Raw genomic sequence first — 22329 nt, forward strand, 5'->3', positions numbered from 1 at the left:
TAGGGTCAAAACACCCGCTGTTCGGCGCGACGCACTTCAAACCCGCCACCTTCGAGATTGGTGCAGGTGACCCCAGTGCGTTCTGAACGACAGGTGATCCCATCAAGGATGGCGCGTCGTCCATAGGGCAGGACGCGGCGCCCTTCTGGGGCGGCGTTAGTATCCGTCACACAGATTAATCCGCCGACGCCCGTTTGATTCAGGCCGAATGAGGTACCCCAACGCCCCTGACACGTGGCAGGACGACGCGTGTAGGTTTGCTGGTCAACGCCTAGGTCACAACGGACAGCCAGCGGCGCATCGCGCGACATATCGCAACGGATATTGCCGGAAGGGGACTGAAACGAGATATCCGCATCAGCTGCTGCGATGCTGCCAAAAATTGTCAGAACAACTGCGAAAACACATCGATACATGCGAAACTACAAGCCCAACCCGGTCACTCTGGCACACCTAGCACGATCAAACGGCAAGATGAAATTCAATCTCTCGCGATAACAGCCCGTAAGCCGAAAATGACCTGCTATTGTTTCGCCTCGCCCATGTCCGGCGTTCCGGCACCCCTTGTCTTTAGCATGGCGTTCGCAGAAAACGCCCATGTCAGCATGGGAGAGCGCAACGTGCAGCAAGCCAAACAGGACATGATCAACCGGGCTGAAATGGTCGCTGCGCGTTGGCAGCTGACACTGGACGCTTCACCCCTCAAACACACGGCTGACCGGGTGGTATATAAAGTGAACGCCGCTGATGGGCTGGCCGTTCTCAAGCTCAACCGCAAATTTGGGTCAGAGGGCGGGTCAATCCCGTTCTTGCGAGGGCTGCCTGACGGGATTGGCGTCAAGCTTTTGCGCGTCAGCCCATTGCGCCGCGCCATGCTGCTGTCATGGTTAGAGGGGCCGACCCTTGATATGCTGGTTGCACGAGGCAACGAAGCACGGGCTGAAAGACTTCTAGCTCAGGTCGCATCTTCTCTTTCCAAGGCTAAATTCAGACGGATGGCCCTGATTCAGCGCTTGAACTGGCGCGTTCAGAAACGATTTGACGGTTTTGCACCACGCCTCAAGAACACTGCGCAAAGTGCCGATTTCGCGCGGGCCAAGTCCGCGTTTGACGTTTTGGTTGATACGATGCCGCCCGAGGTTGTGATCCATGGAGATTTGCACTTTGGCAACATCATCGACACAGCGCAAGGACCCCGCTTCATCGACCCCAAAGGGTATCGGGCAGACCCGGCGGCCGAGTTCGCGGCAGCTTTCAGCGCCGCACAGCCTGACCCCGCGATAGCTGAATTCAAACAACGGATCACGCGCCGCGCAGCAGTCTACGCCCCAGCAATCGAGGCTGATCCACTGCGGCTGATACGCTGGGGTGCCGTCCTCTATTCGAACAAGATTTCCATCGATCTCTCATGACCAATCAGACAGACCGCACGGACCCATATCTTGGCGCATTTCTTGATCTCGCCGAGGTCTGACCGGACGACACCCTACTGACACATCCTGTCAGCAGTCGCCCTTGAACCCCCATCCAAACGCGTCAAATATAGCAGTACCCCAAAGGATCCTCGCCATGGCTGACGCTGCTACCGACGCTCACCACTATCTGTCCAACCCCGCCCCTGACGTCAAAACCCGCGAAAAGCTGGAGGGTGGCAAGCAGTTCGTGCTGCAAACCGAATTCGCACCGGCAGGGGACCAGCCACAGGCGATCAAAGAGCTCTCCGAAGGCATCATGAACGGCGAACGTGATCAGGTGCTGCTGGGTGCCACCGGCACTGGCAAAACCTTCACGATGGCGAAGATGATCGAGGAAACGCAGCGCCCGGCGATCATTCTTGCCCCGAACAAAACCTTGGCGGCCCAGCTCTATGGCGAGTTCAAAGGGTTCTTCCCCGACAACGCCGTCGAGTACTTTGTCTCTTACTACGACTACTACCAACCCGAAGCCTACGTTGCGCGCTCCGACACTTACATCGAGAAAGAGAGCCAGATCAACGAACAGATCGACCGGATGCGCCACTCGGCCACCCGCGCACTGCTCGAACGCGACGACGTGATCATCGTCGCCTCAGTCTCCTGCATCTACGGCATCGGCTCGGTCGAAACCTACGGCGCCATGACGCAAGACCTTCACATCGGGCGCGAATACGATCAGCGCAAGATCATGGCCGACCTGATCGCCCAGCAATACCGGCGCAACGACCAGGCCTTCCAACGCGGCACATTCCGGGTGCGCGGCGATAGCTTGGAAATCTGGCCCGCTCACCTGGATGATCGCGCATGGAAGCTGTCTTTCTTTGGCGAAGAGCTGGAAAATATCACCGAGTTCGACCCGCTGACAGGCGATAAAACCGACACCTTTGAAAAGGTCCGCATCTACGCCAACAGCCACTACGTCACACCGCGCCCCACGATGCAGCAGGCCATCATTGGCATCAAAAAGGAACTGCGCATCCGCCTCGACCAATTGGTGGGCGAAGGCAAACTGCTGGAAGCGCAGCGCCTCGAACAGCGCTGCAACTTCGACCTCGAAATGCTCGAGGCGACCGGCGTCTGCAACGGCATCGAAAACTACTCGCGCTACCTGACGGGCCGTGCACCCGGCGAACCGCCCCCTACCCTTTTCGAATTCATCCCCGACAATGCCATCGTCTTCGCGGACGAAAGCCACGTCTCCGTCCCCCAAATCGGCGGCATGTACAAAGGCGACTATCGGCGCAAGTTCACATTGGCCGAACACGGGTTCCGCCTGCCGTCCTGCATGGATAACCGACCCCTGAAATTCGAAGAATGGGACGCCATGCGCCCGCAATCGGTCTTCGTCTCGGCCACGCCAGCAGCGTGGGAGCTGGAACAGGCAGGCGGTGTCTTCACCGAACAAATCATCCGCCCCACCGGCCTGATCGACCCCGAGATCGAAATTCGCCCTGTCGATATGCAAGTTGACGACCTGCTGGATGAGGTCCGCAAGGTCGCCGCCGACGGCTATCGCACGCTGGTCACGACCCTGACCAAACGCATGGCCGAAGACCTGACCGAATACATGCACGAACAGGGCATCAAGGTCCGCTACATGCACTCCGACATCGACACGATTGAGCGTATCGAAATCCTGCGTGACCTGCGCTTGGGTGCTTTCGATGTCCTCATAGGGATCAACCTGCTGCGCGAGGGGCTCGACATCCCCGAATGTGGGCTGGTGGCCATCCTCGACGCCGACAAGGAAGGCTTCCTGCGTTCTGAGACGTCGCTGGTGCAAACCGTCGGTCGTGCGGCGCGAAACGCCGAAGGGCGCGTGATCATGTACGCCGACCGCATCACCGGTTCGATGGAGCGGGCAATCAAAGAGACCAACCGCCGCCGAGCCAAGCAGATGGCCTATAACGAAGAACACGGGATCACGCCACAGACGGTCAAAAAGAACGTCGAGGATATCCTCGCTAAGCCTCTACAAAGGCGACGTCGACATGAACCGGGTTACTGCGAAAGTCGACAAACCCATGGCCGGGGCCAACCTACAGGCCGTATTGGACGGGCTACGCACCGACATGCGTAAAGCGGCCGAGAACCTCGAATTCGAAGAGGCCGCAAGACTACGGGACGAGGTGAAACGGCTGGAAACTGTGGAACTGACGGTTGCAGACGACCCGCTGGCGCGACAGCAGGCCGTGGACAGGGTGGTGGATGACGCGCAGAAAGCATCTGGGCGGAGCACCGGCGGGCGTGGGGGCATGCGCGGCGGGAAGTCGCGGTATGGTGGGAAGAAGAGGTGACGCCTGCTGAGAGGTATGAGTGGTGTAACCAGGAAGAAGAACGACTTTTGTTGGGCGGCTACGTAATTTCTGAGTGGGCGACGCTGATGTCCTACGAAGCGCACACTTGCTTCACTTCTGGCGCAGATATTTCGACAATAATTTTGGCAGCGTCGACCTGTGAAACCTATCTACAGTCTGAACTTGGCCACGAAAGAATGACGTTCGCAGATTTGATAGACGCGTCCGGTCTGGAGGATGACCTGCAGTTCCAATTGCACACACTTAGGCGCAAACGTAACGGCTGGGTGCATCCAGACAAAGTAAGAACGTCAAAGGAGCTGGGCTGCTACTCAGAGGCTTACACTCCCGAATTGCTGGATGACGCAAAACATAGCTATTCGACAATGCTTCGCACCCTTTTTAGTTTCCCGCTCGTCTAGGAACCGTAGGGTGGGCGAAACCAACACCCGCACGCATTGGCGGGTTCCACTCACACCACGCCACCCCAAAAACCTTAACGCCACATTCACACATCCACCGCACGCCCCTTTAACCCCCAAAACCGTACACCGCGTACATACAGGTTGTGTACGGCTTGTGTACGCATTGCATACGCCGCTCATCCCAACAAACCCCAGGATTAACGGGCGATTCTGTGGCTGCCCTGCCCGCGCCGCGTTACCACTCCACAGCACGTTGCTTGCCCGCCGCGCCGATCCCCCTACATCCCACTCATGCGCACTGCTCTCGCCTTCCTCATCCTCGCCTCCCCCGCCGCCGCGTGGGAGTTTTCGGCGAGCCCGATCTGCACCCTGACCGACATGTCCGCGACCGGCGATATCACGGTCACCTACGACCCCGCGATCACCGAATACACCATCACAGTCACCCTGCCCGAGGGCCGCTGGCCGGGCGAGCCTGTCTTCGGCATGGCCTTCGCCGATGACCGCCCCATCAGCATCCAGACCGACCGCCATATCATCAGCCCCGATGGCCGCAGCATCACCGTCAAAGACCGCGGGTTTGGCAATGTCCTCAACGGGTTAGAGTTCAACAGCCGCGCCTATGCGATGCTGGGCGAAACAACGCTTGGATTCGATTTGACCGGGATCGGCCCCGCGATAACAGCCTTTCGCAACTGCCCAGCGGACAACCTCGCCTGATGGCCAAACGTGACCCCATCAACCCCACCGATGATGATGCACGCAGGCTGGCGCAAGACCTACTGGCCCAGACACGCTATGGCGCGTTGGCTGTCACCCACCAGGGTGCCCCCTATGTCGCCCGTGTCGCGATGATCTGGCATGAGGGGGTAATGCTCAGCCTTATTTCCACCCTCTCACTGCACACGCAGGCGATCCACGCTGACCCCGCTTGCGCCGCTTTGATCGGCGAACCGGAGGGTAAAGGCGACCCCCTCACCCATCCACGTATGACCTTGATTTGCAAGGCAGAAATGACAGACAAGGCTACGCTGAAAACAGCATGGCTTACCGCCATTCCCAAAGCAAAGCTCTACTACGATTTCGCCGATTTTCAGATGTACCGCCTCAAAACAACCGAAGCCCACCTAAACGGGGGCTTCGGGAAGGCGTATCATTTGTCGCCTGATGATTTGAGGGCGGGCGCTTAGCCCTTGCCCTTCCAAGGCACCAGCCATTTTTCGGCCTGGCGCATCAGCATATCAATGCTGAAACCGATGATGCCAATCAGGACAATCCCCATCAGAACGATATCTGTGCTTTGGAATTTCGAAGCCACCATGATCATCATGCCAGCACCCTTTTCCGCCGCGACAAGTTCGGCGGCAACCACAGTGCCCCAGCATACACCCATCGCAACCCGTGCGCCTGTGAAGATTTCAGGCAACGAGTTGGGAATGATGACATGGCGCATGATCTGCCACTTTGAGGCCCCCAGACTGTAAGCGGCATGCACCTTGGAAATCCGGACGCCAGACACTCCAGAACGGGCAGCAATCGCCATGATCCAAAGAGCTGCGAGGAACAGCAGGATGATCTTGCCCACCTCACCAATACCGGCCCAGATGATCACGAGCGGGATCAGCGCAAGCGGCGGTACAGGACGCATGAATTCCACAATCGGGTCAAACCACCCCCGGAACCAGTTGGACAGGCCCATCGCATAACCCAGCGGAATCCCGACCAACGCCCCCAGAAAGAAGCCCACGATTACGCGGAACAACGAGTAGCCAAGGTGTTCGGCCAATGTCGAGTTACGATAACCCACGGTCGCGATTTCGCTCAGTCGGCTCCATACGGCTTCGGGTGCTGGCAACCAGATCGGCTCCATCTGAATGCCGGTCGATGGGATGATGTTCAGTGTCCCCTTGTCAGACATGGCCACGCGTCCGAATGCGATATCAACAGACCCACCCGGCGCAATCGCCTGGCCATCAACAGCTGTGATAAAGGTCTCTTCATCGCGGCCCATTTCGTCATTGCGGTCCACACGTAGAAGCTCACTACGATAGACAGGAATTGCCACTGCATCATTCTTTGCAATGCCATCGCCGTCAGCTACTTCTGGCGCATCCACCTCTTCGCCGGTGGGGTGCACAACAACCGAAACAGTTGCATTGTCGCTATCGCCCGCTGGCGTCGTGATGGTGTATTCAAAGCTACCATCACCGATGAAGGGGCCCGGCGCGTGCATGAAGCCCGGCAAGAGCTTGGAACCAGTGAACGCGCCCCAAAGAACGAAGATCAAAACAATCGAAACAACCGATGCAGCCGTGTTCGATGTCACCGCGCTTTCATCGCCAAAGGTCACCGTTTTGAGCGATCCATAGTCGTGTTTCGGCGTCAGCAGGCGCTTCACACCACTCCAGATCACCATCATCAACAGGATGATCAGAATGTAACCGATGACATAAGGTGCCGCTGCAAAGAGCGTTACCAAAACGGCCCAGAGCTCGGACCAGAGATTTCCCAAAAGTTCCATTATGCGTCCTCCGCCCGGCCCATGATTTCTTCTTCCATGTCCCAGATCATCCCGAGGATTTCCTCGCGTGTTTCACCGAATTTTGGATGCTTCTTGACTTCGCGCAGATCCTGACCGACGCCCATCTCTGCAAAAGGCAGACGGTATTCTGTATGAATACGACCAGGACGCGGTGCCATAACAATCAAGCGTTCGCCCAAAAGAAGGGCCTCTTCCACTGAGTGCGTGATCAGAATGATCGTCTTGCCTGTCTCTTTCCAAAGCTTCAGGACCAGACCCTGCATTTTTTCGCGGGTCAACGCATCGAGCGCACCCAGCGGTTCGTCCATCAAGATCACATCAGGCTCATTTGCAAGGCAACGGGCCAAGGCAACGCGCTGTTGCATACCGCCCGACAATTCGTATACGGCCTTTTCCTTGAAGTCCTGCAAACCCACGACATCCAGCAAGTGGTCTACAATCTCGACCTTTTCGGCCTTGGGCATGCCCTTCATTGATGGTCCAAAGCCTACGTTTTCCCGTACGCTCATCCACTCAAACAAGGCGCCTTGCTGGAACACCATGCCGCGTTCGGCGTCAGGTCCCGTGACCGTGTGCCCATTGAGAATGATGTTCCCATCGGTTGGGGCCAGAAAGCCCGCAACGATATTCAAAAGCGTTGTCTTCCCGCAGCCCGAGGGCCCCAAGACCGACAGCAGCTCACCTGCCTTAAGATCGAGAGAGACGTCCTTCAACGCTTGCACCGACGACCCATTTGGCAGGTCAAAGCGCATCGATAGCTTATCTATTTGTAACCCTGACATGGCTTATCCCATTGTTTCCCCTGAAAATCCCTAGCGGATCGTCAGGGATTTTCACGATAAAGAATGGAGGACTGGCGCGCAGTTTCCTACGCGCCAGTACTTGCAGTTACATGTCGTTGACGGCCTGCAGTGGGCCAGCGTTCACAGCGCCTTCATAGCTGTCCAGCGATGATGCGATCGAGCCGGATTCGACGAATACGTCGGCTACACCCTTCATGAAGGCCGGTGCAGCACCACCAAGCCATGCTTCGGACAACTGCGTTGGAACATCAGGGAACACGAATGTTGCCATTGTTTCCGCAGTTGCATCTTCATCCATACCAGCGTCGTTTGCGATCACGGGCAGCATCTCTGCAACGCCCGAACCATCGTTCCAAGACGCGTTTGCTGCGGCTGTCACCTCAAGGAACTTCGCAACCAGCTCCGGGTTTTCAGCAACGAAACCTGCAGGTGCGGATGTCACATCAAACACCAGAATGCCCAGCGCTTCTTTCTCAGCGCCCGTCAGAAGCACGTTGCCGTGCTCTTTCATGCGGCGCAGCGCACCACCCCAGCCGCAAGACATATCGACCTGCCCCTGCGCCAAAGCAGCAGCGCCTTCCGCTGGTGCCATATCCACAACGTCAAGCGACGCAAGATCGACACCGAAGTGATCCATCTGGCGCAGGAAGCCATAGTGTGCGGCCGTACCAAGCGGGACAGCGACTTTCTTACCAGCAAGTTCGTCTGCGCTGTCTTTGTCGATCTCAAGGCCTGAGGATACAACGCAGTTGTCGTTCTCAGCGTAAGATACAGCCACGTCTAGGATCTGAAGGTCTTGACCGGCGGATGCGGCGACAACAAAGGGTGGTACACCCTGACTGACGGCAATCTGTACATCGCCGGATGCCATAGCGGCTGACATTGCAGTACCAGAATCAAAGCTGACCCAGTTCACAGTCACACCCATCTCTTCGTCGTATGTGCCATTTACTTTGGCAAACTGGAACGGCATTGGCCATTCGAGGAAGTAGGCAACGGTGATTTCGCCGTGACCATCGGCAACAGCTTGGGTGGTGCCTGTCATCAGTGCAACGCCAGCGGCAGCGCCCATAAGTGCGTTTTTGATATTCATTCTTTTCTCCCATGTTGCGGCCCTTGGTTTAAGGACCACCTGTGTTGACGGTTTGCCCGCCTTGCAATGATAGCTGAGCATGAAATTTCTTGGGCTCCAAGTCCGAACATGCGCAACCGACTATGTGGCGCCTTGAAAGGGCGTCCGATTGGGCTCGCGCTTTTCTGAATGCTCAGACAAGCGGCAAGTCGAGGTCCACCGAAGGAAATCCATGCGCCCACGTCAATCATGGATATTTGGGCCGTCGTCGTTGAAAATGTCGCGTCACACTCTTCTACTCGCATGATTATCTTATTTTTCAGCGCCTTAATAGAGCAGCACCACTGTATTCATTGATTCCAGCGCGCTATCTGGCTATACTTTTGCAAATGAATTGGCCCTATCGAGATCGCCATAGCTGCAGGCAAGTTATGACAGTTCCGGGTGAAAGCAGTTTTTGGATTCGCACACCCTTTCCCGCACAAAAATGGAGCATCGGACATGGATACGCAGACATTCGCAAACGATCCCGAGACTGTCATCGAAGCTGACCGGGCACATGTCTGGCACCACCTGAGCCAGCATAAACCTTATGAAACAGTAGACCCCCGGATTATCGTCGAGGGGAAAGGCCTGCGGGTCTGGGATATCAAAGGTAAAGAACATATCGACGCCGTATCTGGTGGTGTCTGGACGGTAAACGTCGGCTATGGCCGCGAAAGGATCGGCAAAGCCATCTCGGATGCCGTCACCAAGATGTGCTTCTTCGGCGGCACCGCTAAGCGACAATCCCCGGCGCACAATTTGCCGAGATGCTGATCGACAAGATGCCCGGTCTGGACCGAGTCTATTATGCCAACTCTGGCTCAGAGGCGAATGAAAAGGCATTCAAGATGGTCCGCCAGATCAGCCACAAACACTATGGCGGAAAGAAACAAAAAATCCTCTACCGCGAACGTGACTACCACGGCTCCACCATCGCGACAATGTCTGCGGGCGGTCAGGACGAGCGCAACGCGCAGTACGGGCCTTTCACGCCGGGCTTTGTGCGTGTGCCACATTGTATGGAGTATCGTTCACAGGACGGCAGTCTTGGCGAAGAGTACGGCGCGAAGGCCGCTCAGGCGATTGAAGACGTGATTTTGGCAGAAGGTGCCGACACCATCGGCGCGTTGTGCCTTGAGCCGATTACTGCGGGTGGTGGCATCATCGTCCCGCCAAAGGGGTACTGGGAGCGTGTTCAGGAGATTTGCAAGAAGTATGATATTCTACTGCATATCGATGAAGTGGTTTGCGGGATCGGACGGACCGGGACATGGTTTGGTTATCAGCAATTCGGCGTCCAGCCTGACATCGTGACAATGGCGAAAGGCGTGGCCTCAGGCTATGCGGCGATTTCCTGCTGCGTCACAACAAATCGCGTCTTTGACATGTTCAAGGATGAGACGGACCACCTTGGCTACTTCCGCGATATCTCGACCTTCGGTGGGTGCACCGGCGGCCCTGCTGCCGCGATCGAAAACATGAAGATTATCGAGGAAGAAGATCTGCGCGGAAACTCTGTCGCGATGGGCGAGCACCTGCAAGGCAACCTGCACGCGCTGATGGAAAAGCATAAGTGGATCGGCGACGTGCGCGGCATGGGCCTGTTTGCGGGTGCTGAGTTGGTGAAGGACCGCAAGACAAAAGAACCCGTTGATGAAAAACACGTCGGCGCCATCGTGGCGGACTGCATGGCGCAGGGTATCGTCATTGGTGCGACAAACCGGTCATTGCCCGGCTATAACAATACCTTGTTGTTCGCACCCGCGTTGGTGGCGACAGCAGATGACCTCAACCAGGTCACAGCTGCCGTTGACGAAGCGATCACCCGCGTCTTGGGCTAAAAACGGGTTGGCGCAGGGACGACCAGTTCCTGCGCCGACACCTCGCAAGGCGCGTGCAGCGTCTTGGACGTGGCAACAGTTGCGAGGCAAGTAAGACCAAGCCCAGCGATAAAGGCGATCTGCAGCAGTTTCATCATCCGTCTCCGACAAGCTATGCTTATGAAACGGGCTACACCCATGTTTCCGTCGCGGGAATCTGCACGTTGCTGGACATAATTCTTGCCACAAGACAGCATGGCTTGAAGTCACAGAGACTTAGGTCCAGTCTGGCACTCAAAATAGGGCCAGACTATGTCCATCTCAGTTGAAACATTCTTCCTCGATCCCTCTGCCGAAGGTACGCTGCAGGCGCGTATCCAACAGATGGTTGCACAGGGTATTCTTGCGGGGCGGTTCCGTCCGGGCGAACGGCTGCCATCATCGCGCAAGATGGCGTCCCATCTGGGTGTGAGCAGGATCACCGTGACTTTGGCCTATACAGAGCTGGTCGCGGATGACTATCTGACATCGCGCGGCAGATCGGGGTACTTTGTATCGGACAACGCGCCCGAACCCCCCGCCTTTCCCGCGCAGCGCTTTAATGCAGGCACAGTCGACTGGGCGCGGACCATCGGACAACGTTTCACGCCGGGACTAAGCCTTAATAAACCAGCGAATTGGGCCGACCACCGCTATCAGTTTATTTACGGCCAAGCCGACAAGACGCTCTTTGACAGCGCCAACTGGCGGCTATGCGCATTACGTGCTTTAGGGATGCGGGACTTCAGCGCCCTCACATCTGACTATTTTGATGGCGATGATCCGCAATTGGTCGATTTCATTGCTCGTCAGACCTTGCCGCGCCGGGGTATCCTAGCCAACCCCGAGGAGATTCTGATCACAATGGGCGCGCAGAATGCGCTGTGGCTTTCAGCACAGGTTCTTTTGAACAGCCGACGTCGGGCCGCAATCGAGGATCCTTGCTATCCGGCACTCCGTACCATCCTGACACAGTCCCGTTGCCAACTCAGCGTAATACCCGTGGATCATGACGGGCTGCCGCCGCACGATTTGCCGGACCAAACAGATGTCGTCTTCACTACGCCAAGCCACCAATGCCCCACGGCGGCAACAATGCCACTTGAGCGACGCCAGGCCCTTTTAGAGAAAGCTGAAACCGAGGATTTCGTGATTGTGGAAGATGATTATGAATTTGAGATGTCATTTCTGAAATCCCCATCCCCGTCTTTGAAATCGCTCGATAAGAACGGCCGGGTGATTTACGTTGGCTCCTTCTCCAAATCCTTGTTCCCCGGTTTGCGCCTTGGCTATCTGGTCGGACCAGCGCCGTTCATCCGCGAGGCCCGCGCACTGCGCGCGACTGTTCTGCGCCATTCACCTGGCCATATTCAGCGCACGCTCAGCTACTACCTATCCTTGGGACATTACGACGCGCTCGTCCGGCGCATGAGCAAAACATATCATGAGCGGCGGCAGGTCATGGTCAACGCACTGGGCGAACATGGGCTGACCATTGCGGGTCAGGGGACATACGGTGGTTCCTCGGTCTGGCTCAAAGCACCGGATGGTGTTGATACACGGCGTCTTGCTGAACGTTTACAGGGCGATAGCGTCTTGGTCGAACCCGGGGCGCCGTTTTTTGCAGGTGAAGACCCACCAAACAATTATCTCAGACTGGCCTATTCTTCGATCCCGGCTTCGCGCATCTCTGAGGGAATTCGCTTGATTGCGAACGCAATCCAGAATAACTGATTTTTGAGACCATGCGTCTCAAAAAAAATGTCACTGGCAATAAGAACGATGATCAACTGGACCTAACGCCAATGGGTTGCCGAACTTAATGTCAGCGCAGCAAAAGGGGGGATTCTGCGCCCCCGTTTTCTATGGAATTTTAGGGAAGGACCCACCGCCATGAAGATGACTACCGAAGAAGCCTTCGTCAAAACGCTCCAAGCACACGGCATCCGTAACGCATTCGGGATCATCGGCTCTGCCATGATGCCAATCTCTGACATTTTCCCAAAAGCTGGCATCACCTTCTGGGACTGCGCCCACGAAATGACCGCTGGTATGATGGCCGACGGCTACACGCGTGCAACTGGCGAAATGTCGATGATGATCGCGCAAAACGGTCCTGGCATTACGAACTTCGTCACATCTGTGAAGACCGCGTACTGGAACCACACACCTTGTTTGCTGGTCACGCCACAAGCGGCCAACAAGACCATCGGCCAAGGTGGTTTCCAGGAAATGGAACAGATGAACCTGTTCGCTGACTGTGTGGCTTATCAGGAAGAAGTCCGCGACCCGACACGCATTTGCGAAGTGCTGGCACGCGTGATTTCCAAGGCGCACCGGTTGTCCGGCCCGGCCCAGATCAACATCCCTCGCGATTTCTGGACTCAAGTGGTCGATATCGAAATTCCAGCGCCGATCAATTTTGAGGTCTCGCCCGGTGGGACAGACTCCATCACTGCGGCTGCTGAAATGCTCTCCACCGCCAAATTCCCGGTCATCCTGAACGGCGCTGGCGTTGTTTTGGCCGAGGGTGGCATCGAAGCCTCCCGCGTTCTGGCTGAAAAGCTCGATGCACCTGTCTGTGTCGGCTACCAGCACAACGACGCATTCCCCGGCAACCACCCGCTGTTTGCAGGTCCTTTGGGCTACAACGGGTCCAAGGCTGGTATGGAGCTGATCAGCAAAGCTGACGTTGTTCTGGCATTGGGCACACGTTTGAACCCCTTCTCCACATTGCCCGGCTATGGCATTGATTACTGGCCCACAAACGCCAAGATCATTCAAGTCGACATCAACCCTGACCGTATTGGCCTGACCAAGAAGGTCACTGTGGGTATCGTGGGCGATGCGGCAAAGGTTGCCACTGGAATCACCGCACAACTGGCGGATACCGCAGGCGACGCGGGCCGCGCAGAGCGTAAGAACACAATCGCACAAACCAAATCGGCTTGGGCGCAGGAACTGACCTCGCTTGATCACGAACAGGATGATCCGGGCACCACATGGAACGAACGCGCACGCGCCGCCCGCCCTGACTGGATGTCCCCGCGCATGGCATGGCGCGCTATTCAGGCTGCAATGCCTGAGGATGCGATCATCTCCTCCGACATCGGCAACAACTGCGCGATTGGTAACGCTTACCCAAGCTTCCCAACCGGGCGTAAGTACCTTGCACCCGGCCTCTTTGGTCCATGTGGCTATGGTCTGCCAGCGATTATCGGTGCGAAGATCGGTCAGCGCGACGTGCCTGTAATTGGTTTCGCAGGTGACGGCGCATTCGGTATCTCTGTAAACGAGCTGACGGCAATCGGTCGCCGTGAATGGCCCGCCATCACACAGATCGTGTTCCGCAACTACCAGTGGGGTGCTGAAAAGCGGAACTCGACGCTGTGGTTCAACGACAACTTCGTCGGGACAGAGCTGGACACACAGGTGTCCTACGCTGGCATCGCCAATGCATGTGGCCTGAAAGGTGTTGAAGCCCGTTCCATGGACGAGCTGACCGAGGTGCTGAACCAAGCAATCAAGGATCAGATGGAGAACAACAAAACCACGTTGATCGAAGTTATCCTGAACCAAGAACTAGGTGAGCCGTTCCGCCGTGACGCGATGAAGAAACCTGTCGAAGTGGCCGGTATCGACGCATCCGACATGGCAGCTGAATAAGCTTGCTATTCGACCTTGGCCCCGGCACGGCGGCGGCCCTAGCATTTGCTTTGCTTGGGGCCGCCTATGTCCGGGGCTATTCGGGTTTTGGGTTCTCGGCGATCTTCATCGCTTTCGCGGCCCTTGTGACAAACCCACTCCCTCTCATCCCGGTGGTCTTTGCATGCGAAGTGTTGATGACAGTCTTTCAAGCCCGCGGCATTCGCGGTCATGTGGACTGGCGTCGCGTGCTTTGGCTGCTGTTGGGGGCGGCCATCGCGCTGCCGTTCTCGGTCAGTGTGATCCTTTCAGTGGGCGAGGAAACGGCTCGGATCACCATCTCAGCGATCATTCTTGTTCTGTCACTGGTCTTGCTGACCGGTTGGACACTCAAAACCCGCATTGGCCCGCTTGGCCACGGCGGTGTGGGCGTCATTTCTGGGGCTTGCAACAGCGCCGGAATCGGCGGGTTGCCCGTCGCCGCATTCATGTCAGCACAACCGATGGAAGCCGCGGTTTTTCGCGCGACCATGATCGTCTATCTGACCGGGCTCGACCTGATCACACTGCCCTGGCTTTGGGCAGGCGGTTTGGTGACATGGGACACGGTAAAAGCGCTGGCAATGGCCTTTCCGATCCTCGGCTTGGGGATTTGGCTCGGCAGTCGACAATTTCTCTCCGCTTCCCCTTCGACATTCCGACGGTTTGCGGTGATGCTGCTTCTAACCCTCTCTGTTCTGGGCCTGCTTCGCGTCGTTTTAAGGATGTAATATGACCTCACCTTTCCTCTCTCCCCGCACGGCGCAAGCGCCTGCAGATTTGATCGCCCGTGCGCAGACCTATGGCGCGCCACGGGTCGCGATTGCCCGCGCCTACGCGCCCTTGCCCATGGAGGCGGCTGAAGATGCGACGAAAGCAGGCATCATGGTGCCTGTCTTTGTCGGTGAAGCCGATATGATCCGCGCCGAGGCGGCCAAACTGGATTGGGATATCTCAGGCTACGCTCTGCACGATACAACGGGTGAGGAAGAAGCAGGCCAAACAGCAGCGGCCCTTTGCGGCGCTGGCGAAGCTGACGTTCTGATGAAGGGGCAGTTGCACACCGACGTCTTCATGAAATCCGCCGTTAGCCGCGATGCAGGGCTGCGCACCGGCAATCGGTTTGTGCATATCTTCCACATTTCACACCCGGACGGCGGCAAGCCGATCCTGATCTCTGACGCCGCAGTCAATGTCTCCCCTGATCTTGCAACCCGGCAGTCTGCGATCATCGAGGTGGAAAAACTGCTGAACAAATTAGGCAACGCTCGCCCCAAGATTGCGATCCTATCAGCGACTGAAAGCATCATCCCATCCGTGCCAAGCTCTGTTGATGGGCGCGCGCTTGCAGATTGGGCGCGCGAAAATGTGGTAAGCAGCGATGTTTCAGGGCCATTGGCGCTTGATCTGATCATGTCACCCGAGGCTGTCGCCACAAAGAAATTAAGCGACGATCCTGTTGCGGGTCAGGCAGACGCGATCATTGTGCCGGATATCGTATCGGGCAACGCGCTGTTCAAAGCTTTTGTCTACCTGACCGGTGGCTGTGCTGCTGGCGTTGTCACCGGCGCGAAGGTGCCGATCCTGCTCACCTCACGCGCCGACCCACCAGCAGCGCGGATCGCATCAGCGGCCCTTGCCGCCATCAGTTGCGGTTTGCCAAAATGATCCTGGTGCTAAACGCGGGCTCCTCCTCGCTGAAAATCGAGGTTTTTGACGAAGCGCTTGGCTCTGTCATTTCGGGCCGCGTGACGAACCTTGGGACATCCGGGGAACTGAAGCTGGGCGACACGACCTCCCCGGTCGAGACCCGCGACCACGCCCATGCGCTCGAATTGATGTTGGCAGCCTTGGCGGACGCCGGTTTCCCACTGTCGTCTTTCGCCGCCGCTGCACATCGTATCGTACATGGTGGGGCCGTGATGACCCAACCTGCACGGCTGCGTCCGCCCGTGATCGCCACCATCGAAAGCGTGATCCCCCTTGCACCGCTACACAATCCCAACAACCTCGCAGGTGTGTACGCATTAAAGGATATGGCACCAGATCTGCCACAGTATTGCAGCTTTGGGACGGCCTTTCACGCCACCAATCCAGAGGTTGCGACGCGCTACGCCATCCCGCAAACGCATCATGATGCGGGCATCCGCCGGTACGGTTTTCATGGGTTGTCTTACGCCAACATGGTCGCTGATTTCGGCAAGGCGCTGCCGGAACACCTTCTTGCGTTCCACCTTGGCAACGGCGCCAGCCTTTGCGCGATCCACAATGGCAAATCCATCGCGACGTCGATGGGGTATTCGCCGCTGTCAGGTCTGACGATGGGCACGCGTTCCGGTGACATCGACGGTGCCGCTGTGCTGCGCATGTCCAAGTCGCTGGGCGAGGATGAGACGGACCGGATGCTGAACAAGAATTCCGGCCTGCAAGCGCTTGTTTAGGCGACAACAATATGAAGACCTTGTTGGAACGCAACGACGACGACGCCAAATTCGCAGTAGAGCATTTCTGCTACTGGGCCGCGCGTCATGCGGGGTCAGCCGTTGTTGCAATGGGTGGCCTTGATGCCGTCGCCTTTACCGGTGGCATTGGCGAGAATGCGGCCCCGATCCGCGATCGGATCATGGAACTGCTCGCATGTTTTGGCGACGTCCCGGTGCATGTCATCGCCGCCGACGAGGAGAAACAAATCGCCCGCGATGCCCTTGCCTTGATCGCAGAGGGGCGTTGAATGCTGGAAAGCCTGCTCACCGCTGTGGATCTGACCGCCCGAGAATTCTCAATCCTGACTGTGATCGTGATCTTGGCCGGTATTGTCCGGGGTTTTTCAGGCTTTGCACTATCGGCTATCGTCATGGCCAGCGCCGTAATCATCTTGCCGCCTGTGCAACTGATCCCCATTTGCTGGTGGCTTGAGATGTCAGCATCGATACTCATGGCCAGGGGCGGTTGGGCGGAAGCAGACCGTGGGGTTGTCTGGGGCCTTGTTATCGGATCGACGATTGGCGTGCCTTTTGGCCTGATGCTGACAACGGCGGTTTCACCCGACACCAGCAAGCTGCTCGCCTTGGTCCTGATTATCGCACTGGCGATCACGCAACTTGCCAAGATCAGGCTACCATTTCTTGCCACCAAGCTCGGGCTCTATGGGTCGGGCTTTACGGCCGGTGTCGCGACCGGCATCGCCAGTGTGGGCGGGATGGTGATTGCCATTTATGTGCTGTCACAAAACGCTTCAGCGAACAAGATGAGGGCGGCATTGGTCCTGTTTCTGTTTATCAGCTCGCTCACCTCCATGATCACGCTGCTGTACTTCGGCGTGATGAACAGCACCGCAGTGGCACGTGGCCTAGCGTTGGCGATCCCGACCACGATTGGCGTGATGCTGGGCCAACGGTTATTCAATCCCACCTTCGCCCCGTACTACAAACCCGTCTGCCTGACGCTCTTGTGTATCTTGGCCATGGCAAGCATGACACGCACGGTGATGGCATGAACATGGATGCCCTGAAAGATCGCAGTAAAGACCTGTTCCCAGGCGTTGTTGTCGCGGGCATGACCGCGATCACAGCACAATGGCTTGCCGAACACTATGCGACACCTGCCATGCTGCTGGCGTTGCTGCTCGGCATTGCTTTGTCATTCTTAGGCGAAGAGGGCAAAACCGTCCCCGGTATCGGTTTTTCCGCACGGACCTTGCTGCGCCTTGGCATCGCATTGTTGGGCGCACGGATCAGCTTTGAACTGACCGCACAATTGGGCCTGCCAATTGTGTTGCTCATCGTAGGCGCTGTCGTCGCGACGATTGGCTTTGGTCTTTTGATTGGCCGGTTTTTCGGCGCAAAATGGCGGTTTTCACTGCTGACTGCTGGATCGGTCGCTATTTGTGGCGCCTCCGCCGCCTTGGCCATCGCCGCGATCCTGCCCAAGGATGAACGCTCAGAGCAACGTCTGCTTTTCACAGTGATGGGTGTAACCGTTCTGTCCACCATCGCGATGATCGCCTATCCCGTCATCGTCAATTTGCTGGATCTGTCGGACCTCGCCGCCGGTGTCTTCTTGGGCGGGACCATTCATGATGTGGCGCAGGTTGTCGGCGCGGGGTTTTCGATCTCTGAAAGCGTTGGGGATACCGCCACATTGGTCAAGCTCATCCGCGTGTCGATGCTGGCCCCTGTTGTAATCATCGCGGCCCTCGTGATCCGCAGCTTTGCGACACCTGACACCGATGGCGAACGCCCCCCTATCATTCCAAGCTTCGTGGTGGGCTTTCTGGTGCTGGCGACGCTCAACTCCTTTGGCTTCATTCCCACAGTGGTCGCCGATCTGATGTCCACCGCGTCCCGCTGGCTCTTGCTGACGGCGATCGCCGCCGTTGGTATGAAAACCAACCTCAAACAGGTTCTTGCCGTGGGCGGTTCAGCTATCGCGCTGATCATTGTCCAGACCATTTTCATTGCAACCGTCATCCTATCCGGGGTTTACTTCCTCACCTAATAGCCGCCCGAAAGGTAAGCCAAATGTCACTTGATCAGCCACAGCTTGATACGTCGCCCAAGGTCTCGGATGAGGTCCGCAAAACGACCTGTTACATGTGTGCCTGCCGCTGCGGGATCAACGTACATATGAAGGATGGCAAGGTCGCCTATATTGAAGGCAATAAGGATCACCCGGTGAATCAAGGCGTGCTTTGCGCCAAGGGCAGCGCGGGGATCATGCAGCACAACGCACCATCGCGGCTGCGCGCGCCGTTGAAGCGCGTCGGCCCGCGCGGATCGGGCGAGTTTGAAGAGATTTCATGGGACGAAGCGTTGACCATGGCGACGGATCTGCTGAAGCCCATCCGCGAAAAGCACCCCGAAAAGCTGGCGTTCTTTACAGGGCGCGACCAGTCGCAATCCTTTACGGGCTTCTGGGCGCAAGGGTTCGGGACGCCAAACTTTGCGGCCCACGGCGGATTCTGTTCGGTGAATATGGCCGCCGCCGGCATCTACACCATGGGCGGCGCGTTCTGGGAATTTGGTCAGCCCGATTGGGAACGCACCAAACTGTTCATGCTCTTCGGCGTGGCCGAAGACCACGACAGCAACCCCATCAAGATGGGCATTGGCAAGCTGAAGGCGCGCGGCGCGCGCATGATCGGCGTGAATCCGATCCGCACGGGCTATAATGCTGTGGCTGACGATTGGGTTGGGATCACGCCCGGCACAGATGGCCTATTCATCCTAGCAATGGTGCACTGCCTGATGAAAGCCGGGAAGGTCGATCTGGATTATCTGGCGCGATTTACCAACGCCTCCGTTCTCGTTAACGAAGACCCAAAATCAGAGCAGTTCGGCCTGTTCCTGCGCGACGAAGACGGTCAACCACAGGTCATCGACCGGCGCACCGGGCAACTGGCCCCATGGAACGGTCAAGGCGTTGAACCTGATCTGTCGGCCACCTACCGCGCCAAAGGCGTCACTCATCGCCCGGTATTCCATCAGATGGCCGACCGTTACCTCTCAGACGATTATGCGCCCGAGGCCGTGGCCGAACGCTGCGGCATCCCTGCCGATCGTATCCGCGCCATTACTGCCGATCTTGCGCGTGTTGCCTTCGATGAGGCGTTTGAACTGGACCGCCCGTGGACCGACTTCCGCGGCAAGAAACACGACAAAATGGTCGGTCGTCCCGTGTCCTTCCACGCGATGCGCGGCATCTCGGCCCACTCCAACGGCTTCCAGACCTGCCGTGCGCTGCACACGCTGCAAATCATCCTCGGCTCCGTGGAAGTCCCGGGTGGCATGCGGTTCAAACCGCCCTACCCCAAGCCCGCGACAGCCCACCCCAAACCACACGGCAAAGTCACGCCCGGTGCAGCGCTCGACGGCCCGCACCTTGGCTATACGCATGGCCCCGAAGACCTGCTGCTGGACGATGAGGGCAACCCAAAACGGATCGACAAAGCCTATTCTTGGGAAAACCCGATGTCCGCCCATGGGCTGATGCATATGGTGATCTCGAACGCCCATGCAGGCGTGCCCTACAAGATCGACACGCTGTTTATGTATATGGCGAATATGTCATGGAATTCGTCCATGAATGTCGGTGGCGTGCACAAGATGCTGACCGACAAGGACGAGAACGGCGACTATGTGATCCCCAACATTATCTATTCCGATGCCTATTCATCTGAGATGGTGGCCTACGCCGACCTCGTCCTGCCAGACACGACCTATCTGGAGCGGCACGACTGTATCTCACTGCTCGACCGCCCTATCTGCGAAGCGGACGGCGTGGCCGATGCGATCCGCTGGCCGGTGGTGGAGCCTGACCGTGATGTCCGCGGTTTCCAATCAGTGCTTTGTGATCTCGGCGCGCGCCTCGGCATGCCCGGTTTTGTGAACGAGGATGGCAGCCAGAAATACCAAGACTACGCCGACTATATCACCAACCACATCCGCCGCCCCGGCGTCGGCCCTCTGGCTGGTTTCCGCAAAGGCGAGAACGGCCCGCAGGGCGGACGAGGTGACGTGAACCCCAACCAAATCCAAGACTACATCGACAACGGTGGGTTCTGGCTGGAACACGTCCCCGAGAACGCCGCCTATTACAAACCTTTCAGTATGGATTACCAAGAGTGGGCCGTGAAGATGGGTTTTTACGACGCGGTCCAGCCCTATATCTTCCAGCTTTACGTCGAACCACTGCGCAAGTTTCAGGCGGCCGCCGAAGGCATTGGTGAGCGGCAACCACCCGAACACCTGCGCGAACGGCTGAAGCGGACAATGGACCCGCTGCCAATCTGGTATGGCGCCTTGGAGGATGATGGCGTTGATCTGGATGAGTACCCCGTTCATGCGCTGACCCAGCGTCCCATGGCGATGTACCATTCTTGGGGGACGCAGAACGCATGGCTGCGTCAGATTCATGGCCACAACCCGCTCTACGTCCCGACCAAAATCTGGGAGGCGAATGGGTTTGAGGATGGGGACTGGGCCAAGGTCAGCTCGACTCATGGCTCCATCGTTGTGCCAGTCGCGCATCAAGCCTCACTAAACGCCAACACGGTTTGGACATGGAACGCCATCGGCAAACGCAAAGGCGCGTGGGCGCTGGACGAAGGTGCGACTGAGGCGACCAAGGGCTTCCTATTGAACCATCTGATCCATGAGTTGCTGCCACCCAAAGGCGACGGGCTGCGTTGGGCGAACTCCGACCCGGTCACAGGTCAAGCCGCGTGGTTCGACCTGCGCGTGAAGATTGAAAAATCGGATGTGCCGAACGAGGCCCAGCCTGCGATGCCTGCGGTCAAATCGCCCGTCGGCAAAGGGCCGATAGAGCTGGACTGGAAGGTGGGCAAATGAGCATCGAGACATACCTCATCTACCTTGGTACGGTTCTGATCTTCTTCGCGCATCCCCCTGGTCCCAGCCAGTTGCTGTTTATCGGCAGTTCCATGCAGCATGGGCTTAAGAGGGCGATGCCGATCATGGCAGGCGACCTGAGTGCCAATGCCATCCAGATCATCATCGCGGGTTTTGGCCTTGCCAGCATTGTCGCTCTGTCAGCCAACGCGTTTACGGTGATCAAATGGGCCGGTGTCGCCTATCTGATCTGGATGGGTATTCGCATGATCCGCGATGCAACCCGCCCGGCGGGCGCAAAGCCCACGCCATCGGGGCGTGCCTTGTTTCGCCGGGGTTTCATGACGTCCGCGGCCAACCCCTATGCGGTTGTTTTCTTTGCCGCCCTGTTCCCGCAGTTCATTGATCCAACCATCTCGGTTTTGCCGCAAGTCGCGATCCTCGGGGTTACATATCTCATCATCGACGGCGCCATCCTGCTTGCCATGGGCGCCTTTGCATCGCGGCTTGTTGCGGCGCTGGGATCCAAATTCGAGAAATGGCTGAGTATTCTCTCTGGCTTTGGTCTCATCGCCGCCGCTATCGCGATTGCCACACGCAGCGACGCGGAGCCCGCACAATGACCAACCGGCAAGTTCTGATGCTCATCGCAGCCTTTGTCACACTCACACTTGGCAGTTTCATTTGGTTCATCGCCACATGGGATGCCGAGAAAGAAGAACCGATTGGCCAGCTAACGCCAGCATTCATCGAAAGGGCCACAGCATGACCCAACTCC

At 57.4% G+C, this 22329-nt stretch carries 20 protein-coding genes and 2 pseudogenes; 17 read left to right on the forward strand and 5 right to left on the reverse strand.

Translation table 11 applies throughout. The annotated features are described in order from the left end of the window. Positions 1-5: 5 nt before the first annotated feature. Positions 6-416 (reverse strand): DUF6636 domain-containing protein, encoded by a 411-nt coding sequence (locus QTO30_RS08960; RefSeq protein WP_340423827.1) that lies wholly within the window; start codon positions 414-416, stop codon positions 6-8. Positions 417-575: 159 nt separating this feature from the next. On the opposite strand from QTO30_RS08960, the gene QTO30_RS08965 reads away from it, so the two are divergent. The 5 genes and pseudogenes from QTO30_RS08965 to QTO30_RS08985 all read left to right on the forward strand — a co-directional run bounded on the left by QTO30_RS08965 (position 576) and on the right by QTO30_RS08985 (position 5387). After that, positions 576-1412 carry an aminoglycoside phosphotransferase family protein gene (locus tag QTO30_RS08965; protein ID WP_340423828.1) on the forward strand — a complete coding sequence of 279 codons (837 nt, stop codon included), beginning with the start codon at positions 576-578 and terminating at the stop codon, positions 1410-1412. A gap of 157 nt (positions 1413-1569) precedes the next feature. Continuing rightward, positions 1570-3772, forward strand: a pseudogene (gene uvrB, locus QTO30_RS08970) (excinuclease ABC subunit UvrB). Further along, positions 3769-4194, forward strand: coding sequence for a hypothetical protein (locus tag QTO30_RS08975; protein WP_340423829.1), 426 nt, complete (start codon positions 3769-3771; stop codon positions 4192-4194). Before uvrB ends, QTO30_RS08975 begins: the two are co-directional and overlap by 4 nt. A 294-nt stretch (positions 4195-4488) precedes the next feature. Then, complete coding sequence (locus QTO30_RS08980; protein ID WP_340423830.1) at positions 4489-4917, forward strand: excinuclease ABC subunit B; 429 nt, start codon at positions 4489-4491, stop codon at positions 4915-4917. Then, positions 4917-5387, forward strand: coding sequence for a HugZ family pyridoxamine 5'-phosphate oxidase (locus QTO30_RS08985; RefSeq protein ID WP_340423831.1), 471 nt, complete (start codon positions 4917-4919; stop codon positions 5385-5387). Before QTO30_RS08980 ends, QTO30_RS08985 begins: the two co-directional genes overlap by 1 nt. On the opposite strand, the gene QTO30_RS08990 is transcribed toward QTO30_RS08985, so the two are convergent. From QTO30_RS08990 to QTO30_RS09000, 3 genes are all read right to left on the reverse strand, one after another. Beyond that, a complete protein-coding gene (locus tag QTO30_RS08990; RefSeq protein WP_445327138.1) occupies positions 5384-6718 on the reverse strand; it encodes an ABC transporter permease in 1335 nt (444 codons plus the stop codon). The two genes, QTO30_RS08985 and QTO30_RS08990, sit on opposite strands and share 4 nt — an antisense overlap. Continuing rightward, positions 6718-7521: a taurine ABC transporter ATP-binding protein gene (locus tag QTO30_RS08995; RefSeq protein ID WP_340423832.1), complete on the reverse strand. Its 804-nt coding sequence runs from the start codon at positions 7519-7521 to the stop codon at positions 6718-6720. Before QTO30_RS08995 ends, QTO30_RS08990 begins: the two co-directional genes overlap by 1 nt. A 106-nt stretch (positions 7522-7627) precedes the next feature. Then, positions 7628-8635, reverse strand: coding sequence for a taurine ABC transporter substrate-binding protein (locus QTO30_RS09000; protein ID WP_340423833.1), 1008 nt, complete (start codon positions 8633-8635; stop codon positions 7628-7630). Between the two features lie 480 nt (positions 8636-9115). Between QTO30_RS09000 and QTO30_RS09005 the strand changes: the two are divergent. Next, positions 9116-10500, forward strand: a pseudogene (locus tag QTO30_RS09005) (aminotransferase family protein). Here the strand turns inward: QTO30_RS09005 and QTO30_RS09010 are convergent. Then, positions 10497-10637, reverse strand: a complete 141-nt coding sequence (locus QTO30_RS09010) for a hypothetical protein (RefSeq protein ID WP_340423834.1) — start codon at positions 10635-10637, stop codon at positions 10497-10499. The pseudogene QTO30_RS09005 and the gene QTO30_RS09010 sit on opposite strands and share 4 nt — an antisense overlap. Before the next feature lie 154 nt (positions 10638-10791). On the opposite strand from QTO30_RS09010, the gene pdxR reads away from it, so the two are divergent. The 11 genes from pdxR (at position 10792) to QTO30_RS09065 (ending at position 22320) form a co-directional block, all read left to right on the forward strand. Beyond that, entirely contained in the window at positions 10792-12252 is a 1461-nt protein-coding gene (pdxR, locus tag QTO30_RS09015; RefSeq protein WP_340423835.1) for a MocR-like pyridoxine biosynthesis transcription factor PdxR, read from the forward strand. A 159-nt stretch (positions 12253-12411) separates the two neighbouring features. Continuing rightward, the gene (gene xsc, locus QTO30_RS09020; protein WP_340423836.1) at positions 12412-14184 is read left to right on the forward strand and encodes a sulfoacetaldehyde acetyltransferase; all 1773 of its coding nucleotides are present in this window, start codon (positions 12412-12414) and stop codon (positions 14182-14184) included. Further along, on the forward strand, positions 14181-14933 hold the full coding sequence (locus tag QTO30_RS09025; protein WP_340425907.1) for a sulfite exporter TauE/SafE family protein: 753 nt from the start codon (positions 14181-14183) through the stop codon (positions 14931-14933). Before xsc ends, QTO30_RS09025 begins: the two co-directional genes overlap by 4 nt. Position 14934: 1 nt before the next feature. After that, on the forward strand, positions 14935-15870 hold the full coding sequence (locus QTO30_RS09030; RefSeq protein WP_340423837.1) for a phosphate acyltransferase: 936 nt from the start codon (positions 14935-14937) through the stop codon (positions 15868-15870). Beyond that, positions 15867-16643 carry an acetate kinase gene (locus QTO30_RS09035; protein WP_340423838.1) on the forward strand — a complete coding sequence of 259 codons (777 nt, stop codon included), beginning with the start codon at positions 15867-15869 and terminating at the stop codon, positions 16641-16643. The genes QTO30_RS09030 and QTO30_RS09035 overlap by 4 nt, the downstream gene beginning before the upstream one ends. 11 nt (positions 16644-16654) lie before the next feature. Beyond that, on the forward strand, positions 16655-16933 hold the full coding sequence (locus tag QTO30_RS09040) for a hypothetical protein (RefSeq protein WP_340423839.1): 279 nt from the start codon (positions 16655-16657) through the stop codon (positions 16931-16933). Continuing rightward, positions 16934-17698, forward strand: a complete 765-nt coding sequence (locus QTO30_RS09045; RefSeq protein ID WP_340423840.1) for a sulfite exporter TauE/SafE family protein — start codon at positions 16934-16936, stop codon at positions 17696-17698. Next, entirely contained in the window at positions 17695-18699 is a 1005-nt protein-coding gene (locus QTO30_RS09050) for a YeiH family protein (protein WP_340423841.1), read from the forward strand. Before QTO30_RS09045 ends, QTO30_RS09050 begins: the two co-directional genes overlap by 4 nt. 23 nt (positions 18700-18722) lie before the next feature. Further along, positions 18723-21551: a molybdopterin oxidoreductase family protein gene (locus QTO30_RS09055; RefSeq protein WP_340423842.1), complete on the forward strand. Its 2829-nt coding sequence runs from the start codon at positions 18723-18725 to the stop codon at positions 21549-21551. Then, complete coding sequence (locus QTO30_RS09060) at positions 21548-22174, forward strand: LysE family translocator (RefSeq protein WP_340423843.1); 627 nt, start codon at positions 21548-21550, stop codon at positions 22172-22174. The genes QTO30_RS09055 and QTO30_RS09060 overlap by 4 nt, the downstream gene beginning before the upstream one ends. Beyond that, a complete protein-coding gene (locus QTO30_RS09065) occupies positions 22171-22320 on the forward strand; it encodes a hypothetical protein (protein WP_340423844.1) in 150 nt (49 codons plus the stop codon). The genes QTO30_RS09060 and QTO30_RS09065 overlap by 4 nt, the downstream gene beginning before the upstream one ends. The last annotated feature ends 9 nt before the right edge of the window (positions 22321-22329 follow it).

Source organism: Yoonia sp. GPGPB17 (assembly GCF_037892195.1).
In the GTDB taxonomy this organism is placed as follows: Bacteria; Pseudomonadota; Alphaproteobacteria; order Rhodobacterales; family Rhodobacteraceae; genus Yoonia.

Coding starts and splice junctions, on each gene's coding strand:
- QTO30_RS08995 (WP_340423832.1), bottom strand. CDS start 7,521: ATGTCAGGGTTACAAATAGATAAGCTATCGATGCGCTTTGACCTGCCA.
- QTO30_RS08965 (WP_340423828.1), top strand. CDS start 576: ATGGCGTTCGCAGAAAACGCCCATGTCAGCATGGGAGAGCGCAACGTG.
- QTO30_RS09040 (WP_340423839.1), top strand. CDS start 16,655: ATGAAGACCTTGTTGGAACGCAACGACGACGACGCCAAATTCGCAGTA.
- QTO30_RS09035 (WP_340423838.1), top strand. CDS start 15,867: ATGATCCTGGTGCTAAACGCGGGCTCCTCCTCGCTGAAAATCGAGGTT.
- QTO30_RS09000 (WP_340423833.1), bottom strand. CDS start 8,635: ATGAATATCAAAAACGCACTTATGGGCGCTGCCGCTGGCGTTGCACTG.
- pdxR (WP_340423835.1), top strand. CDS start 10,792: ATGTCCATCTCAGTTGAAACATTCTTCCTCGATCCCTCTGCCGAAGGT.
- QTO30_RS09050 (WP_340423841.1), top strand. CDS start 17,695: ATGAACATGGATGCCCTGAAAGATCGCAGTAAAGACCTGTTCCCAGGC.
- QTO30_RS08985 (WP_340423831.1), top strand. CDS start 4,917: ATGGCCAAACGTGACCCCATCAACCCCACCGATGATGATGCACGCAGG.
- QTO30_RS09055 (WP_340423842.1), top strand. CDS start 18,723: ATGTCACTTGATCAGCCACAGCTTGATACGTCGCCCAAGGTCTCGGAT.
- QTO30_RS08980 (WP_340423830.1), top strand. CDS start 4,489: ATGCGCACTGCTCTCGCCTTCCTCATCCTCGCCTCCCCCGCCGCCGCG.
- QTO30_RS08960 (WP_340423827.1), bottom strand. CDS start 416: ATGTATCGATGTGTTTTCGCAGTTGTTCTGACAATTTTTGGCAGCATC.
- QTO30_RS09045 (WP_340423840.1), top strand. CDS start 16,934: ATGCTGGAAAGCCTGCTCACCGCTGTGGATCTGACCGCCCGAGAATTC.
- xsc (WP_340423836.1), top strand. CDS start 12,412: ATGAAGATGACTACCGAAGAAGCCTTCGTCAAAACGCTCCAAGCACAC.
- QTO30_RS09065 (WP_340423844.1), top strand. CDS start 22,171: ATGACCAACCGGCAAGTTCTGATGCTCATCGCAGCCTTTGTCACACTC.
- QTO30_RS08990 (WP_445327138.1), bottom strand. CDS start 6,718: ATGGAACTTTTGGGAAATCTCTGGTCCGAGCTCTGGGCCGTTTTGGTA.
- QTO30_RS09060 (WP_340423843.1), top strand. CDS start 21,548: ATGAGCATCGAGACATACCTCATCTACCTTGGTACGGTTCTGATCTTC.
- QTO30_RS09010 (WP_340423834.1), bottom strand. CDS start 10,637: ATGATGAAACTGCTGCAGATCGCCTTTATCGCTGGGCTTGGTCTTACT.
- QTO30_RS09030 (WP_340423837.1), top strand. CDS start 14,935: ATGACCTCACCTTTCCTCTCTCCCCGCACGGCGCAAGCGCCTGCAGAT.